Annotated in this window: 15 protein-coding genes; 8 read left to right on the forward strand and 7 right to left on the reverse strand. The window is 74.3% G+C overall.

All coding sequences use genetic code 11. From position 1 onward, the window contains the following. Positions 1-40 precede the first annotated feature (40 nt). Together ACFV04_RS24245 and ACFV04_RS24250 are read right to left on the reverse strand one after the other, a co-directional pair. A complete protein-coding gene (locus ACFV04_RS24245; protein WP_360268914.1) occupies positions 41-340 on the reverse strand; it encodes a DUF4193 domain-containing protein in 300 nt (99 codons plus the stop codon). A 494-nt stretch (positions 341-834) separates the two neighbouring features. Beyond that, positions 835-1458 carry a hypothetical protein gene (locus tag ACFV04_RS24250; RefSeq protein ID WP_380532124.1) on the reverse strand — a complete coding sequence of 208 codons (624 nt, stop codon included), beginning with the start codon at positions 1456-1458 and terminating at the stop codon, positions 835-837. A 638-nt stretch (positions 1459-2096) separates the two neighbouring features. Between ACFV04_RS24250 and ACFV04_RS24255 the strand changes: the two genes are divergently transcribed. Further along, entirely contained in the window at positions 2097-2795 is a 699-nt protein-coding gene (locus tag ACFV04_RS24255; RefSeq protein WP_380532126.1) for a hypothetical protein, read from the forward strand. A gap of 179 nt (positions 2796-2974) precedes the next feature. Next, positions 2975-3430 carry an SRPBCC family protein gene (locus tag ACFV04_RS24260; protein WP_380345733.1) on the forward strand — a complete coding sequence of 152 codons (456 nt, stop codon included), beginning with the start codon at positions 2975-2977 and terminating at the stop codon, positions 3428-3430. 140 nt (positions 3431-3570) lie between these two features. On the opposite strand, the gene ACFV04_RS24265 is transcribed toward ACFV04_RS24260, so the two are convergent. After that, positions 3571-4842: an FAD-dependent oxidoreductase gene (locus tag ACFV04_RS24265; RefSeq protein WP_380345734.1), complete on the reverse strand. Its 1272-nt coding sequence runs from the start codon at positions 4840-4842 to the stop codon at positions 3571-3573. Positions 4843-5004: 162 nt separating this feature from the next. Between ACFV04_RS24265 and ACFV04_RS24270 the strand changes: the two genes are divergently transcribed. Further along, positions 5005-5580, forward strand: coding sequence for a TetR/AcrR family transcriptional regulator (locus ACFV04_RS24270; RefSeq protein WP_380532209.1), 576 nt, complete (start codon positions 5005-5007; stop codon positions 5578-5580). A gap of 271 nt (positions 5581-5851) precedes the next feature. After that, positions 5852-6697 (forward strand): reprolysin-like metallopeptidase, encoded by an 846-nt coding sequence (locus ACFV04_RS24275; protein WP_380532129.1) that lies wholly within the window; start codon positions 5852-5854, stop codon positions 6695-6697. On the opposite strand, the gene ACFV04_RS24280 is transcribed toward ACFV04_RS24275, so the two are convergent. After that, positions 6628-7203 (reverse strand): MarR family winged helix-turn-helix transcriptional regulator, encoded by a 576-nt coding sequence (locus ACFV04_RS24280; protein ID WP_380532132.1) that lies wholly within the window; start codon positions 7201-7203, stop codon positions 6628-6630. The two genes, ACFV04_RS24275 and ACFV04_RS24280, sit on opposite strands and share 70 nt — an antisense overlap. Positions 7204-7277: 74 nt before the next feature. On the opposite strand from ACFV04_RS24280, the gene ACFV04_RS24285 reads away from it, so the two are divergent. Next, positions 7278-9461, forward strand: a complete 2184-nt coding sequence (locus ACFV04_RS24285; protein ID WP_380532135.1) for an MMPL family transporter — start codon at positions 7278-7280, stop codon at positions 9459-9461. A gap of 40 nt (positions 9462-9501) precedes the next feature. Here the strand turns inward: ACFV04_RS24285 and ACFV04_RS24290 are convergent, their stop codons facing one another. Next, a complete protein-coding gene (locus tag ACFV04_RS24290; RefSeq protein ID WP_380532138.1) occupies positions 9502-9999 on the reverse strand; it encodes a hypothetical protein in 498 nt (165 codons plus the stop codon). After that, complete coding sequence (locus ACFV04_RS24295; protein WP_380532141.1) at positions 9992-11251, reverse strand: RNA-binding protein; 1260 nt, start codon at positions 11249-11251, stop codon at positions 9992-9994. The genes ACFV04_RS24290 and ACFV04_RS24295 overlap by 8 nt, the downstream gene beginning before the upstream one ends. 439 nt (positions 11252-11690) lie before the next feature. On the opposite strand from ACFV04_RS24295, the gene ACFV04_RS24300 reads away from it, so the two are divergent. After that, positions 11691-12173 carry a DUF6232 family protein gene (locus ACFV04_RS24300; protein ID WP_360262269.1) on the forward strand — a complete coding sequence of 161 codons (483 nt, stop codon included), beginning with the start codon at positions 11691-11693 and terminating at the stop codon, positions 12171-12173. Positions 12174-12282: 109 nt separating this feature from the next. On the opposite strand, the gene ACFV04_RS24305 is transcribed toward ACFV04_RS24300, so the two are convergent. Beyond that, positions 12283-13275 carry an SDR family NAD(P)-dependent oxidoreductase gene (locus tag ACFV04_RS24305; protein ID WP_380345746.1) on the reverse strand — a complete coding sequence of 331 codons (993 nt, stop codon included), beginning with the start codon at positions 13273-13275 and terminating at the stop codon, positions 12283-12285. A gap of 272 nt (positions 13276-13547) precedes the next feature. On the opposite strand from ACFV04_RS24305, the gene ACFV04_RS24310 reads away from it, so the two are divergent. Beyond that, a complete protein-coding gene (locus tag ACFV04_RS24310; RefSeq protein ID WP_380532145.1) occupies positions 13548-13895 on the forward strand; it encodes a PRC-barrel domain containing protein in 348 nt (115 codons plus the stop codon). Positions 13896-14160: 265 nt separating this feature from the next. Then, on the forward strand, positions 14161-15432 hold the full coding sequence (locus ACFV04_RS24315) for an ATP-binding protein (protein ID WP_380345750.1): 1272 nt from the start codon (positions 14161-14163) through the stop codon (positions 15430-15432). The last annotated feature ends 168 nt before the right edge of the window (positions 15433-15600 follow it).

A 15600-nucleotide genomic window follows, 5' to 3' on the forward strand; every position in this document is an offset into this window, starting at 1 on the left:
ACGGCGGGGCCGGCCTCCGGCCCCGCCGTAGCGGCCGTGCTCAGGACGCGCAGTCCCGGCAGATGGGCTGACCGTTCTTGTCCTCACCGGCGAGTTGGGCACGGTGGTGGACCAGGAAGCAGGTCATGCAGGTGAACTCGTCCGCCTGCAGGGGCACGACCCGGACCGTGAGCTCCTCCCCGGAGAGGTCGGCGCCCGGGAGTTCGAGCCCTTCGACGGCCTCGGGCTCCACGTCGACGGCGGAACTCTGCTTGTCGTCGCGCTGGCTCTTCAGGGCCTCGATGCTGTCGTCGCTGCTCTCGTCGCCGGTGTCGCGCGGGGCGTCGTAGTCGGTTGCCAAGGTGTTCTCTTCTCCTCAAAGGTCGCATTGCGGCAGGCGGGCGGGCGGGCCCTTCCGGCCGGCCGGAGCGCGGGGTTCCGGCCGGGCGCGTGCTCGTGGACGATCCCGCCCGTGGCGCACCACCATCCCATTGTCGCGCCTGCTCGGCGTGCGAATGCTCCCCGTGCCACGGCCGCCCTGCGCGGGCCGGCCGCCGGAGCACTCCGCGTCGGCGGGGCGGCGGCGGGGGAGGGCGCTCCGGTGAGGCCGGCAGCTCCATTCGCGGCGCCACGGGCTCGCCGGTGACCTCGACCGTCAGCAGCGGCCCCGACACCCCGTCGGCCCGCAGTTCGTACCGGCCGGGCGCGCCGCCGCGGACCAGGTTCGAATAGTCACCGACGGGAGAACGCGGGCGACGGCGATGTCCGGCCGGGTGCACGCCGGGATCCGCACTGCGGCGCGGTGCGGATCCCGGACGGACGGAGCGGGAGAGCGGCCCCGGTCCGGGCGCCTCGTTACGGGAGGGTGATCGTGCCCGGCTTCGCGTTCAGGCCGTGCAGGCAGAGGGTGTACTTCTCGTCACGCCGCTTGTAGGTGAAGTAGCCGTCGGCGTCGGGGTACTTCCGGCACACGGTCTCGCCGTCGACGGTGTCGTCCTCGCGGCTCACGACGCGGGCCTCGGCCCGCGCGTCGGAGCAGGGCACCACGATGACGTCGGGGTTCTTGTCGACGGCGCCGGGCACCAGGACCGGACTGTTGTTGTGGATGCAGTCGCCCGCCTTGGCGAACTCGGGGTCGCCCTTCTCGATGAAGACGATCAGCGAGATCAGGATCACCGGGATGAGCACGCCCAGGATCGTGGGCCGCAGGTACACCGGCTTGCCGGGGTCCATCGGCGGGCGCGGAGCGCCGGGCACGGGCTCCGGCAGCTTGTTGATCTTCAGCCGCTGCGGGATGTTGATCAGCATGATGATCGGGTTGACGATCATCGAGGGAATGCCCCACCAGCCCTGCCAGAGGCTGTCGGAGGTCATCTCGCGGTGCGTGGCGATGCCGCAGCTGCGGCAGAACGGCCCCTGGCGCTTCAGGTACTTCAGGATCACGATGAGGCCCAGGTGCCCGCGGATGGTCGCGCCCACGGCGGGGACGGAACCGCAGTACTGGCAGCCGAGCTGCCCCTCGCCGTAGCCGGGCAGCTCCGGGGCCGCGGCCTCGGGCGCGGCGGGTGCGCCGGCATCGGCGGGCTCAGCAGGCGCGGCGGGCTCAGCGGGCCCGGCGGGTGCTGCGGCAGGGGCGGGCTCAGCAGGCGCGGCGGGCTTGGTGAGTGCGACAGGTTCAGCGGGCTCGGCGCCGTGGGGCAGCTCGGCGGACTGAGTGGAAATGGTGAATCCCCCGTGACGATCAAGAGTGTGTGACTCCGCAACCTACCGCCGCTCGAACACCAGGACGGTCGATCGGGGCCCCCGCGGACGAAAGGTCGCCGAACCGTGATCACAAATCAGTCGATCGGTGCCGAAACTCCTCGGGTGCGAACCGGAACTCGCTGACCTGCGGCGATCGTGCGTTTCGGGCGGCGGGCCGGGCGGCGACCGGCGCGGTCGGAGCGCGGGGCCGGTCGGCCGTACCGGATGCGGCGGGCGCACCGGCGGAACCTCCGGTCGGCTGACGCACCGTCCGGATGCAGTCTGAGAATCGGATGATCCATGAGACGGAGGCGAACTCCGGTGGGATGCTGTGACCTTGGTCCGACCACCGCACCGATCCGGGGGAGCCACCTGTGCCATTGTTCGGCAATCGCAAGAACCTTCCGAAGCCGCTCTGCGACGAACACGGCCCGTGCAAGGCACTGGCCGCGATCTCGGTCTTCGAGGTCCGGGACCGGCTCCGGCTCCTGGTCACCCCGACCCGCGGCCTGGGCCCCGACCCCATGGCCCGGCAGATCGACGACGAGCTGTCGGTCGTCCTGTGCGTGAACGGCGGGAAGCGGGGCGGGAAGACCGAGGCCCTGTCGATAGCCGAGCACGCCGCCGACCAGTGGAGCGTCAGCCGGGCGGAACTCTGGGAGCGGGCCTTCGCCAACCTGGCCACCGAGCAGCTCAACCGACAGTCGTTCAACGCGACCAACGGCGACGTCCTCTACGCCGTCAACGGGACCGGGGTGTGGCCCGGCGCCGCCCAGGCGCTGCGCCTGGAGACCGCCCTGGGCGTGGCCGAGCTGCCCTACGGCGCCCTGGTCACCCTGCCGACGAGCAACGCGTTCTGCGCGGCGCCCATCCGGACCGGCTCGTCACTGAACGCGATCCGGTTCATGATCGACGTGTCGAAGCAGCTCCAGATCAACGATCCGGCCCCGCTGACCTCGTCGATCTTCTGGTACCGGGACGGCTGGCTGGAGAACCTGAACGTCGGCGACAACGGCATGATGCGGCCGTCCGCCCGCTTCCGGGACATGGCGAACGGCCTCCCCGTCGGCTGAGCCCCGTCGGCTGGTCCTCGTCCGGCCGTCCACGTGGCGTGCCCTCTCGGCGCGCCCTCCTCCCGGTTGCCGCCGCCCGGCGCACGGCCCAGATTGGCAGGGACACCGCCCGCTCGGGCGCCCTCCTCGGCGCCGGGCCCGGCGGGTGGGCCGACAGGACGGCGTGGAGAGGTGCGGCGATGAGCACGGTGGAGGAGTCGATCGACGTGGACGTGCCCGTCCGCGTCGTCTACGACCAGTGGGCGACCTTCGAGGACTTCCCGAAGTTCATGGAGGGCGTGGAGCAGGTCAGGCAGCTGGACGACCGCCACGCCCACTGGCGGACCAGGATCGCCGGGCTGTCCCGGGAGTTCGACACAGAGATCGTCGAGCGGGTTCCCGACGAACGGGTCGCCTGGCGCACCACCGGCGAGAGCGTGAAGCACACCGGAACGGTCGACTTCGAACCGCTCGGCGCGAGCCGGACCCGGGTCCGGATGACCATGGTGTTCCAGCCCACCGGCCTGGCCGAGAAGGCCGCCGACAAGCTGGGGGTGCTCGGCGTCCAGGTCCGGGGCGACCTGCGCCGCTTCAAGCGGTTCATCGAGGACCTCTCGGCCGGGACCGGGTCGGGGCCGTCGCCGGAGGACGGCTGACCGCTGACGGCTGACGGCCGGCAGGTGGTGCCGGGGACGGGGTCCGCGCCCCTCCCCCGGCACCGCCCCCAAGCCTTCCCCCGGTCCCGCTGTCCGCCCGGGCGCCGACCGGGCGGACGGCGGTGCCCGCGCCGGGGTCCTCAGGCGCCGGTTCGCTCCCCCGTCTCCCCCGGCTCCCCCGCCCGCCGGGCCCGCTCCTGCCGGTAGGCCTGTGCCCGGGCGAGGTAGTCCTGGTGCTCCTGTTCCTGGTCCGGCGGCAGGTCCGGCTCGTCGGTGGTGGCGAAGAAGCGCACCAGGGCCTCGTTCGCGCTCACGGCGAGTGCTCCGGAGCGGGCGAACATGTCCGACTCGTAGCCGGCCACCGCCGCGTCGAGCCCGATCGCCGCGTCGGGCCCGGCCGCCGCGCCTTGGCCGACCGCCCGGCTGACGGCGTGCGCGAGCTCCGCGCCGTCCAGCATCGCGAGGTTGGCGCCGTGCCCGCCGAAGGGCGCCATCAGGTGGGCCGAGTCGCCGATCAGGGTGATCCCGGGGACGTGGTCCCAGGCGAGCGGGGCGGGCAGCGCGGAGAAGGACCTCGGCACGTAGTCGCCGTCGTTGCGGACGATCAGCGTGCGCATGGCGGCCGACCAGTGGCCGAACTCCCGCGCCAGGTGGGCGCGGATGCTCTCCCGGTCGGTGAGGTCGACGCCGGCCCCGACGTGCCAGTCCGGTGCGGCGCGGAACGCGAGGTAGCCGCGGACCACGCCGTCGCCGTTGCGCTGGAGGATCACGGCGCGGCCGTCGTTGTCGTTGGCGAACATGTGGCCGGCGCCGACGATCCCGGCGACGTCGGGGTGGCGGGAGTCGACGTCGTCGTAGCGGGCGTCCAGGAAGCAGACCCCGAGGTGCTGCGGGACGGCGGCGCTGACCAGGGGGCGGACCTTCGACCAGGCCCCGTCGGCGCCGATCACCAGGTCGGCCTCCACGGTGGTGCCGCCCGCGAACTCCAGGCGGTGCGCGCCGTGACCGAGCGGGGTCACGCGGACGAGCCGGTGGCCCCAGCGCACGGTGCCGGGCCGCAGGTGGTCGAAGAGCAGGCGGCGCAGCCGGCCGCGGTCGATCTCGGGCGCGGCCTCGTCGCCGGGGCGCGGGGTGAACTCCGCCAGCACCGTGCCGTGGTGGTCGCGGCGGGTCTTGGCCTGCCCCTCCGGCCGGGCTCGTGCCGTGAAGGCGTCGAGCAGCCCGGCGTCCGCGAGGGCGATCTGTCCGGAGTCGGCGTGCAGGTCGAGCGTGCCGCCGGGGTCGCGGGAGTCCACGGCGTCGTCGGCGTCGTACACGGTGACCTCGATGCCGTGCCCTTGCAGGACGCGGGCGCAGGTCAGGCCGGCGGGCCCGCCGCCGACTACGCAGATCCGGGGTGTGCTGTTCGTCATCGGGATCTTCCCCTCCGTCGGGTGGCGCGGTTCGCGAACGGGGTCGCGAACGGGTCGCGCATGGGTCACGGCGACACCCTTTAGGTGCAACCGCTAAAAAAGCGTAACAGCTCAACTTTATGATTCGATCCACGAACGCGATAGGGTGGCCCGGTGAGCGAGATGGGGCGCCGAGAGCGCAAGAAGGCAGCCACCCGCCAGTCCCTCGCGGACGCGGCACTGCGGCTGTTCACCGAACGGGGCTACGACGAGGTCGGGGTGCGGGAGATCGCCGACGCGGCCGACGTCTCGGTGACGACGCTCTTCAAGCACTTCCCCGACGGCAAGGAGGCCCTGGTCTTCGACCAGGACGTGGACCGCGAGGCGGCCCTGGTCGCGGCGGTCCGCGAGCGCCCCGCCGATCTGACCGTCCCGCAGGCCCTGCACCGGATGCTGCTCGGCGCACAATCCCGGACGGTCCACGCCGACCCCGGGTTCGACGACTTCCTCCGCCTGATCGACACCACCCCCGCGCTGCGCGAGTACGCCCGCCGGATGTGGCTGCGGCACGAGCACGCCCTGGCCGCCGCGATCGCCGACGACGCCGGACTGGCCGCAGACGACCCGGGCTGCCGGGCGCTGGCCCACTTCGCCCTGGAGGCGCCCGTCCTCGTCCGCGGCACGCAGGACCCCGACGCCGCCCTCGCCCGGGTCTTCGACCTGCTCGACAACGGCTGGCCCGGCACGCGCACCGGCTGACCCCGGCCGCCCGCCCGTCCGTCGGCACCGCCACGCCGGGGAACACCGCACTGTCCCGCACGGACCGGACCGTCCCGCACGGGACCGCGCCATCCCGCACGGACCGCACCGTCCCGTACGGACCGCACCGTACGGACGGCGCCCCGACGACACGCCGGACGGTTCCGGTGCGAACCCAATGACCCTCGCCCGTGCGACAGTTGCGCTCGGCCGAGAGGGTCGAGGGCCGCGGAGCCGACCACGGCCGCCCCGCGCATGAGGGAGAGCGATCGTGCCCGTCGTCCGAACCGCCGTGCTGCTCACCGAGTTTCCCGCCGGGAAGCCGCTCGACCTCCAGGGTGACGCCCCCTGGCACGTCTCCTGCCTCTTCAGCCCCACGCACGGACAGGCGGCGTACTGGCTCAAACAGACCGCCCACGACATGCCGTTCGACGGAGAGGTGTTCGACCGGGCGCTCTTCGAGGATCCGGCCCCCGACCCGTCCGACCGGGAGACGACGGTCCACAGGGTGATCCGCGCGATGGAGGACGACCGGAACACCGACTTCTCGCCCTTCGACGTGGTCGTCGTGGTGCTGGGCCTCCGGGACGGCTACCCGTCGAACGGCGGGTCGACCACCGCCACCTCCCGGCACCGCAGGCACCACGGCATCGTGACCCGGTCAGGCAACCGATTCGACTTCCTCGCCCACGAGTTGGGCCACGCCCTGGGCCTGACGCACTCCTTCGGCGATCGGGCCTTCAAGGATCCCGGGGAGGACTACGGGGGCTGCGCGCACCCGTACTGCATCATGAGCGCGATGGCCTACGGCGACATCGGCGGCCCGTTCATCCCCGCCACCCCCAGGGACGGCCGGCGCGAGCACTCCGCGCTCGGCCCCGGCCTGAACGCGACAGCCGCGCCGGGCCGCGGCTGGATCCACGCGGACACCTACAACCCGGCCGCCGCCGGCCCCGCCGAGTTCACCCTGCGCCGCAGGCACTGGCTCGGCCGGGACACCCGGGTCGGCGTCCGCGCCGGCCGGTGTGCCGCGGCCCGTCCGTGCCCTCACGGGCGGGCGCGGTCCGGGTCTCCGCCGTCCGGGTCGCCGCGGTTTGGGTCGTCGCGGTCGAGGTAGGCGCGGTAGGCGGCTGCCACCCGGCCGAGGTAGCGCTGGGCGGCCGCGCGTTCCTGCGGGCTCATGCCGTCGGAGGCGTGCACGAGCGAGCCGAGCAGGGGCGCGAGTTCGCCCATGACGTGGTCGCGGCCGGCCCGGGTGACGTCGAGCACCTGGCGGCGGCCGTCGCGCGGGTGCGGCCCGCGGGTCATGTGGCCTTCGGCGACGAGGCGGTTGACGGACTGGGTGCCGGCGGCGCTGGTGACTCCGAGGCGTCGGGAGAGTTCGACCGGACCGATCGGTTCACCGGCGCCCTGCGCCATGACGACGTGCTCGACGGCTTCGACGTTCGTCAGCGGCATGCCGAGCCGCTCGGCGAGCGCCGCGCGGGCCAGCTGGGTGAGGGTCAGGACGTCCCGCAACACCTCCGACAGCTCGTCCCCCGCGGGTGCGCCGGCCGCCGCGGCCCGGCGGGTGGTACGGGAATCCGACTCCCCGTCGGCTCCGGATGCTGCGTGTTGCGCCATGTCGACAAGTCTGACACGGTAGAACTCGCTAAGTAACTTAACGATATGGCGTCACGATACAGAGGGCGAGCGACGTGTCCCTGCACCCCAGCCCCACACACCCCCCGGCCGGCCGGGGTGGCCCCGCCGGCCCGGCCGGCGACCGCCCGCACGCGCCCGGGCGGCCCCGCACCACGGCCTGGCTCGTCCTGTTGCTCACCCTCATCGGACTGGCCGCCGCCTTCGCACTCGGCCCCAACGGCGCCACCACGACCAGGACCACCGGGGCCGCACTGCCCGCCTCCGCCCAGTCGGCCCGCGTCGCGGAGATCCTCAGGACCTTCCCCACCGGCACGGCCGCCCCCGCGATCGTCGTCTACAGCAACGGCGACGGCAGCCCCCTCACCCCGGACCAGCAGACCGCCATCGCCGCACGCGCCCAAGCCCTGGCCCCACTGGGCCTGGTCCCCGGCGCGTCGAGGCCCGAGACCGTGCGGGACGAGGTCGCCACCGTCGCCGTCCTGCTCCCCACCGGGGCGGGCGACAGCGACAACAGCGCCACCGTGGAGCGGATCCGCCGCACCGCCTCCGAACACCTGCCGGCACCGCTGCGCGCCCAGGTGACCGGCGCGCCCGCGATCCGCGCCGACATCGGCAAGGTCTTCGCCGGGGCCGACACCGACCTGCTGATCGCCACCGCCTCCGTCGTCGCCGTCCTGTTGCTCGTCACCTACCGCAGCCCGCTGCTGTGGCTCGTCCCCCTGGCCGTCGTCGGCGCCGGCGACCGCTTGGCGAGCGTCCTCGTCGGCGTCCTCGCCCCGCACGCCGGCGTCCGGGTCGACGCCTCGGCCGCGGGCATCCTGTCCGTCCTGGTCTTCGGCGCCGGCACCGACTACGCCCTCCTGCTCGTCTCCCGCTACCGGGACGAGCTCCACCTCACCGACGACCGCTTCACCGCCATGGCCCGCGCCTGGCGCGGCACCGCCCCCGCCGTCCTGGCCAGCGGCACCACCGTCGTCCTGAGCCTGCTCACCCTGCTCGCCGCCGAACTCACCAACAACCGCGGCCTCGGCTTCGCCGGCGCCGTCGGCATCCTCACCGCGATGCTGTTCGGCCTCGTCGTCCTGCCCGCCGCCCTCGTCCTGCCCGGACGCCGACTGTTCTGGCCGTTCGTCCCCAAGGTCGGGGAGCCCGTCACCGCCGACCGCCGCGGCCCGTGGTCACGCATCGGGCGGGCCGTCGCGGCCCGCCCCGCCCTGGTCGCCGTCGGCGGCACCGCCGTCCTGCTCCTGCTCGCCTCCGGCGCGCTCGGCCTGCGCACCGGGCTCGCCCAGGCCGACTCCTTCCGCAGCACCCCCGAAGCCGTCCTCGGCCAGCGCACCCTCGCCGCCGTCCGGCCCGCCGGAGCCGCCGCCCCGCTGACCCTCGTCTCCACGGCCGCCACGGGCGAGACCGTCGCCGACGCGGCCCGCCTGGTCCCCGGCGTCGCCTCCGTCACGCCCACCGCCCGCACCGATCGGTACGCCCGCGCCGACGTCGTCCTGACCGCGGCCCCCGGAACCGCCGACTCCGACCGCGCCGTCCGCGCCCTGCGGGACCGCGTGGCAGCCCTCCCCGGCGCCGACGCCGCGGTCGGCGGAGCGACCGCCGAGGCCTACGACACCGCGCAGGCCAACGCCCACGACACCCGCGTCGTCGTGCCGCTCGTCCTCACCATCGTCCTGCTCGTCCTCGTCGCCCTCCTGCGCGCCCTCGTCGCGCCCCTACTGCTCGTCGCGACCGTCATCGCCTCCTACTTCGCCGCCCTCGGCGCGAGTTGGCTGCTGTTCCGCACCGTCTACGACTTCCCGGCCCTGGACACCAACGTCCCGCTGCTGTCCTTCCTGTTCCTCGTCGCCCTCGGCGTCGACTACAACATCTTCCTGATCGCCCGCACCCGCGAGGACACCGTCGCCGGCCACGACACCCGCACCGCCGTACGACGCGCCCTCGCCTCCACCGGCGGCGTCATCACCAGCGCCGGCATCCTGCTGGCCGCCGTGTTCGCCGTCCTCGGCGTCCTTCCGCTGATCACCCTCACCCAGATCGGGGTCATCGTCGGCATCGGCGTCCTCCTGGACACGCTGCTGGTGCGCACCGTCCTCGTCCCCGCGCTCGTCCTGCTCACCGGCCGGCACTTCTGGTGGCCCGGCCGGCCCGAGACGGCGGGCGGCAGGACGAACGACGGCGCGACCGAAGGCGCGACCGGCGGCGACGGCGCCTCACCCGTCGGCGTGTGACGGGCGGGCGGAACACGGGCGCCCCGGTGGTACACGGCCCCTACGAGAACCCCTGCCACTCGACGGACGTGAAGTCGTCCGGACGCTCCTCCCGCAGGCGCAGGGAGCGGCTGTTCAGCAGCTCGAACCCGTCGTGGAGACCGCCGCCGAACTCGTCCCGGATCCGTTGCAGTGCCTGGATCCGGCGGCCCTCCAGGATCAGGTAGTCGATCCGCGACCACCGGGGGTCGGTGCCGTCGCTCGGCTGCTTGAGGGCATCGATCTCCAGCCGCAGCCGCACCACGGCGGCGACGATCTCCCGGTCGGTGGGGGTGCCGGGGACGGCCGGGCCCGCGGGCCCGGTGCCCCTGCGGGTGAGGTCGAGCGCCTCGCACAGGGCGGACCGCAGATCGTCGAGCTCGCGCCGGGCCGGGTCGCGCTCGGCACGGGTCCGGTCAGGGTCGGGGGAGGTACGGGCCGGGACGGCGGACGTACGGGCCGGGTCGGCAGAGGCACAGGCGGGGTCCGTGCGCCGCGGGTCCGGCGCGGTGTCAGGCATCGCGGTGGTCCTCGTGCGGGCGGGCCGCGCGGGTGCGCGGGCACGAGAGTGCGACGCGGTGCCGCACCAGGTCGACGTCCAGGACCTCCGCCGTGATCCGCCGGCCGACCGCGACGGCCCCGCAGCAGTGGTCGGCCGCGCACGCCGCCGGTCCGGGGGCGCCGATCGTCGCGGTGAAGCCGCCGATGTCGACGGACGTGACACCGGAGTCGGCGATCCCGGTGACGGTGCCGGTCACGGTCCCGCCGCGGCGCAGCGTCCGCAGGAGGGCCCAGTCCCGGTCGCCCGGGGCCGGATCGGTGCGCCACCGGGCGCGCAGGACGCCGTCGGCGTCGGGCAGCACGGCAGTGAACAGCGGGCTGCGCTCGTCGACGTAGCAGGACAGCAGGGCGGCGGCCCGCGCGTCACGGGCCCGCGCGGCCAGTTCCGTGAACCCGCTCTCGTCGGCGACCGCGCCGGTGATCCGGCCGTCCCGGTCCTCCCGGACGAGTTCGACCAGGCCGTCGTCGGGGAGGGCGGCCAGGACCGCGGCGACGTCGGTGGACAGGTCCGGCCAGACCGCCAGTCGGGCCCGCGGGGCCAGCCGGGCCCGAACCTCGTCGATCCCGCCCTCGTCGAGCCGGTGCCAGCGGGAGTCGTTGAGGACGTGCATCTCCTCCAGGAGCGCCGCCTCGCGCGTCTCCACGCACCAGCGCACCCGGGCCCAGAAGTCGTCGTCGGCGGGGCGCTGTTCGCCCGGCTCGTCGAAGTCCCCCTCGTACGGGGAGGCGTCCACCGGTTCCGGGAACAGCCCCAGTGCGCGGGCCCGCGCCACCGCCCCGTCACAGGGCACGTTGCTGCCCACGTAGACGTACTGGTCCCAGCCGACGTGCACGGAGAAGGTGTCCTCGACCTCCAGGCTGCACCAGGCGCCGTTGTCGCGGAGCATGGCCCGCACCAGTTCCAGGCCGACCGGCACCGACACCGGCGCCCCGTCGTGGAAGCCGGTCAGGTCCGGCGGGAAGAGTCCCGCGAGACCGCCGCCGTCGACCGGCGGCTCCAGGCCGAAGTGCACGAAACCCGTCGCGACCTGAGGCTCACGGATCGAGAGCTGCCGCACGCCGCTGTCCTCGGCGAAGGCGGCGACGGCCGCGAGGTAGGCGGCCTCGACCGGTCCGTGGTCGCTGACCGACTCCTCCGCTCCGGTGTAGACGCCCCGCTCGTCGCGGTCCGCGGGGTCGTACTTGGTGACCCGGTAGACGTAGGGCAGCACGTCACGGCCCTTCGGTAGCCGGGCACCCGACGGCGACAGCGACGGGGACGGCGGCCGTGGCCGTGGCGGCGGCCCGGGGCGGTCGCGCGAGGCCCGTGCGCGCGGTGCGGCGCGGGAGGGACCGCTGAGCGCGGGAGGAGGAGAGCATCAGGCCATCCTGCCGGACCCGGCGCCTCCGGCGCTCCCCGGTTTCCGGCGCTCCCCGGTTTCCGGCGCTCCCCGCTCCTCCAGCAGGCACCGGCCGGTGGAGGAGCGGACACGGTCGGTGAACGAACGGAACCCGACGGCGGCACCGGGATACGGGACCTGACGGGAGCTGTGGTCAGCTGAAATGACCGGGCGTCAATTCCGGTACAGATCATTTCGCCCGGAGCAGCCGCCCGTTGTTATCGTGCCGCTCCCTCGCACCCGGCGAGGCCACTCACGACTGGGGGCCCAGGTGGCCGGCAAGAGCAACACCGTCGACGTCAGCGTCAGCAACCGCGTGCTCAGGGTGGGCGACGACTCCTACCCGCTGAGGAACATCGCCCGCACCCGCATGCGCGAGGTGGTCCCGAACCGCTTCGCGCCCGTCAAGGGCTTCCTCGGCGGGGTCGTCGCCCTGCCGGTCGTCGTCCTGATCGCCAAGAACTTCAGCGACTCCTTCAGCGGCCTGGTGCTCGTCCTCGGCCTCGCCGTGCTCGTGGCCGTGCTCGTGAAGGGGCTGCGGGCTCCCGTCCTGCACCAGCTGGTCATCGAGACGTCCAGCTCGGCCGACACCGCCGTCGCGAGCCGGGACGCCGCCCAGGTCCGGCAGCTGTCGGACCTGATCAACGAGGCCATCGAGAACCCCCAGGCGGAGTTCCGGGTCACGGTGGAGAGCGTGCACATCGGGGACCGGATCACCCAGTACGGTGCCGGCAGCACCGGCAAGGTCGCGTAGCAGCGGCCTGCCGGGAACGCCGTCCCGTGCCGCCCCGCGCCGGGACCGTCCGGGGTGGCCCGGACCGTCCGACCGTCCGAGGTAGCCCGGACCGTCCGACCGTCCGGGGCTACCCGGGAAGGCCGCGGACGCCGGCGGGATCGGCCGGGTCGACGCCGGTCAGGTCACGGCTCGCGTCCCACAGCCGTGCCGCGACGGTGGTGTCGGCGAGGTGCTGCCACAGCCGTTCGCGCCGGGGTTCGCCGCGCAGGCCGAGGACCCGCGGTCCCCACAGCTGGCCCCCGCGCACGGCCGGGTCGAGCACCGCCCGGACCGCGGGCCACGCACCGGCGTGCTTGCCCTGGACGAGCAGGGCCGCGGGTGTCGCGCCCAGCCGTGCGCCGGCCGTCCGCACGTGGACCGGCGGCCGGGACGGGGTGAGGGAGTCCAGTGCGCCGCCGGGATGGACCACCACGCTCGCCACGGTGCTGCCGACGGCGCGCAGGCGGCGGTCGAGTTCGAGGCCGAAGTACATCTGGGCCAGCTTGGAACGCCCGTAGCTGCGCTTGGGCCGGTAGTCCCCGAGGGACTGCAGGTCGTCCAGGTCGAGCCGCTCGGACTTCGCCGCGAAACTGCCCGTGGTCACGACGCGGGCCGCCGGCGCGGCCGACAGCAGCGGCATCAGCCACCGGGTCAGCGCGAAGTGCCCGAGGTGGTTCGTGCCGAACATCAGCTCGTGGCCGTCCCCGGTCTCCTCGCGCGGCGGATCGTCGAGCGCGACGCCGGCGTTGTGGACCACCGCGTCGAGGCGTTCCACCTCCAGTGCTTCCGCGGCGGATCGCAGCGACGGGAGGTCGGCGAGGTCCAGCCGCGCGGCCCGCACCCGGGCGCCGACGACACGGGCGCGGATCGACGCCACGGCGTCCGCGGCCTTCGCGGGGTTCCGGCTCCCCAGGACGACGGTCGCCCCGGTCGACGACAACTGCTCCGCGACGAAGTACCCGATGCCGGCGTTGCCGCCGGTGACCAGGAAGACGCTGCCGTCGGCCCGCGGCAGGCGCCGGACGTTCCAGGGCGGGGAGAAGGGTGCCGGCGTGGGGGCGGGTGCGGCTGCGGACGACATGCTGATCGGGACTCCCTTGCTGGTGACAGCGGCCACGGCGGTTCGCCGGACGGCTCGGCACCCACGGTTCCGGCGGCCACCGGCATGCCGCCGACAGACCGCTGTCGGCCCTGTCGAACGGCTGTCAGCGCTCCGGCCCCGGCGGCGGCGCCGGAGCCGCCACGACGGCGCTCCGGCCGGAAAGTGCCGTCCCGGGTGGCATGCTCCGGCCGGACCGGGGCAGCCGACAGCCGTACCACGAAGACGGAACCCCGTTCGACGAGGAGGCAGTTGTGACCAGCGGACTGTGGGGCTACGGCAACGCCGAGGGCTACACCCCGGGCACGGACCTGACGGGCTACCGGGTCGAGGCCGAGGACGGCCACATCGGCAAGGTCGACCGGCACACCGCGGAGGTCGACTCCGCGCACATCGTGGTCGACACCGGCCCGTGGATCTTCGGCCGCGAGGTGCTGCTCCCGGCCGGCACGATCCGGCGCGTGGACAGCGGGGAGCGGACGGTGTGGGTGAACCGGACGAAGGACGAGGTGAAGAACTCGCCCGAATACGTCCGGGAACGGCACACCGACGACCCCGACTACCAGCGGACGATCGGCAGCTACTACGGCGGGATCTACTGACCCCGTCGCCCGCGCACCCCGCGTACGGCACCGGGCCCCGACCACACAGTCGGGGCCCGGTGCCGTACGCCGTCGGGCCCGCGGCCCGCCGCCCGTGGCCCGCACCGCCGGAGGGCGGGCCGCCGCGACGGCGCGCGACCGCGCAACCCGCTGCCGCGTACGGTTCGTCCACGGCGCGTTGTCCTGGACGGCGCGCGACCGGTCCGGCCCCGCGCCCCTAGATTCACCGGAACCCCACGACCGGCGACCTCCGGGAGCGACACACGTGAACTGGCTGATCCATGACTACCGCGAGGACGACCTGGCCGCCGTCGTCCACCTGATCGACAGCACCGCAGGCCTCGGACAGGAGTCCGTGTTCTCGCTCGCCGAGTGCATCGCCGCGCTGACCGCGCGCCAGCCCGCCGTCGTCGCCGTGCACGACGGCACACCGATCGGGGCGGCGCTCGCCCAGGTCGCGGGGGCGGGCGAGCGGGCGTGGGTGATGCGGGTCGCGATCGCGCCGGCCTGGCGCGGGCGCGGGCTGGCCAGCGCACTGCTGCGCGAACTGGAGCGGCGGCTGGTCGAGGCCCGCGTGCGGCGGATCGCCTACGTGCTGCCGGAGGAGGAACTGCTCGGCGAGGGGCTGCGCAACGCCGGCTACCAACGACGGCCCGCCGCCGCGTACTTCGAGAAGACCGAGCCCGCCGCCGGCCCCCTGGCCGGCACCCTCGACGAACTCGGCGGGCGCGTCCTGAGCGGAGACCTGTGGGACCAGGTCGCCGGGATGACCGCCGAGAAGGAACTGATCGAACGGCGGATCGTGCTGCCGCTCGCGGAACCCGAGCGCGCGGCCCGGCACGGCGTACGGCCACCGCGCGCGATCACCCTGTTCGGGCCGCCCGGCACCGGCAAGACCACCTTCGCCCGGGCCATCGCCTCCCGCCTGGGCTGGCCGTTCGTCGAACTGTTGCCGTCCCGCCTCGCCGACGAGGGCAACCTCGCCGCCGCGCTGCGCAGCGCGTTCGCGCGGATCGGCGAGCTGGAGCGGGTCCTGGTCTTCATCGACGAGGTGGAGGAGATCGCCCCCGTCCGCGGCGAAGCGGGCCCGACGGGGGCGATGCACGGGGTGACCAACGAGCTGCTCAAGCTGATCCCCGGCTTCCGCGAGCGGGACGGCCGGCTGCTGGTCTGCGCGACCAACTCCGTCCGCTCACTCGACCCGGCGTTCCTGCGCACCGGCCGGTTCGACTACGTCATCCCGATCGGCACCCCCGACCCGGACGCCCGCGCCGCGATCTGGTCGCGCCACGCGCTCGCCACCGACCGCCTCGACGTGGACGTCCCGGCGCTGGTCGCCGCGAGCGAGCGCTTCTCCCCCGCCGACATCGAGCACGCCGCGCGGCTGGCGGCGCAGACCGCGTTCGAGCGCGACGACGCCGTGCCCGGGGCGACCACCGCGGACCACCTCGCCGCGATCGGCGCCAGCCGCCCGACGGTGACGGCCGCCATGGTCGAGGCGTTCCGCGCCGACATCGGCTCCCATGCCCGGTTGTGACGGCACGGCGTCCGGACCCGGACGCCCGTCGGTCCGACCGGCCGGCGGCCCGGCTGGATCACGGCACGCGCAACCGCTCCGGCGCCGACCGCCCCTGGCGGTGCCGGACCCCCCGACGGTGCCGGGCCCCCCAACGGCGCCGGGCCCCCCAACGGCGCCGGGCCCCCC

Source organism: Kitasatospora sp. NPDC059599 (assembly GCF_042735125.1).
Classification (GTDB): Bacteria; Actinomycetota; Actinomycetes; order Streptomycetales; family Streptomycetaceae; genus Kitasatospora.

What these genes read in the sequence shown, in the direction of transcription:
- ACFV04_RS24260 (WP_380345733.1), top strand. Translation starts at nt 2,975, where the DNA reads ATGAGCACGGTGGAGGAGTCGATCGACGTGGACGTGCCCGTCCGCGTC.
- ACFV04_RS24265 (WP_380345734.1), bottom strand. Translation starts at nt 4,842, where the DNA reads ATGACGAACAGCACACCCCGGATCTGCGTAGTCGGCGGCGGGCCCGCC.
- ACFV04_RS24270 (WP_380532209.1), top strand. Translation starts at nt 5,005, where the DNA reads ATGGGGCGCCGAGAGCGCAAGAAGGCAGCCACCCGCCAGTCCCTCGCG.
- ACFV04_RS24280 (WP_380532132.1), bottom strand. Translation starts at nt 7,203, where the DNA reads ATGGCGCAACACGCAGCATCCGGAGCCGACGGGGAGTCGGATTCCCGT.
- ACFV04_RS24290 (WP_380532138.1), bottom strand. Translation starts at nt 9,999, where the DNA reads ATGCCTGACACCGCGCCGGACCCGCGGCGCACGGACCCCGCCTGTGCC.
- ACFV04_RS24305 (WP_380345746.1), bottom strand. Translation starts at nt 13,275, where the DNA reads ATGTCGTCCGCAGCCGCACCCGCCCCCACGCCGGCACCCTTCTCCCCG.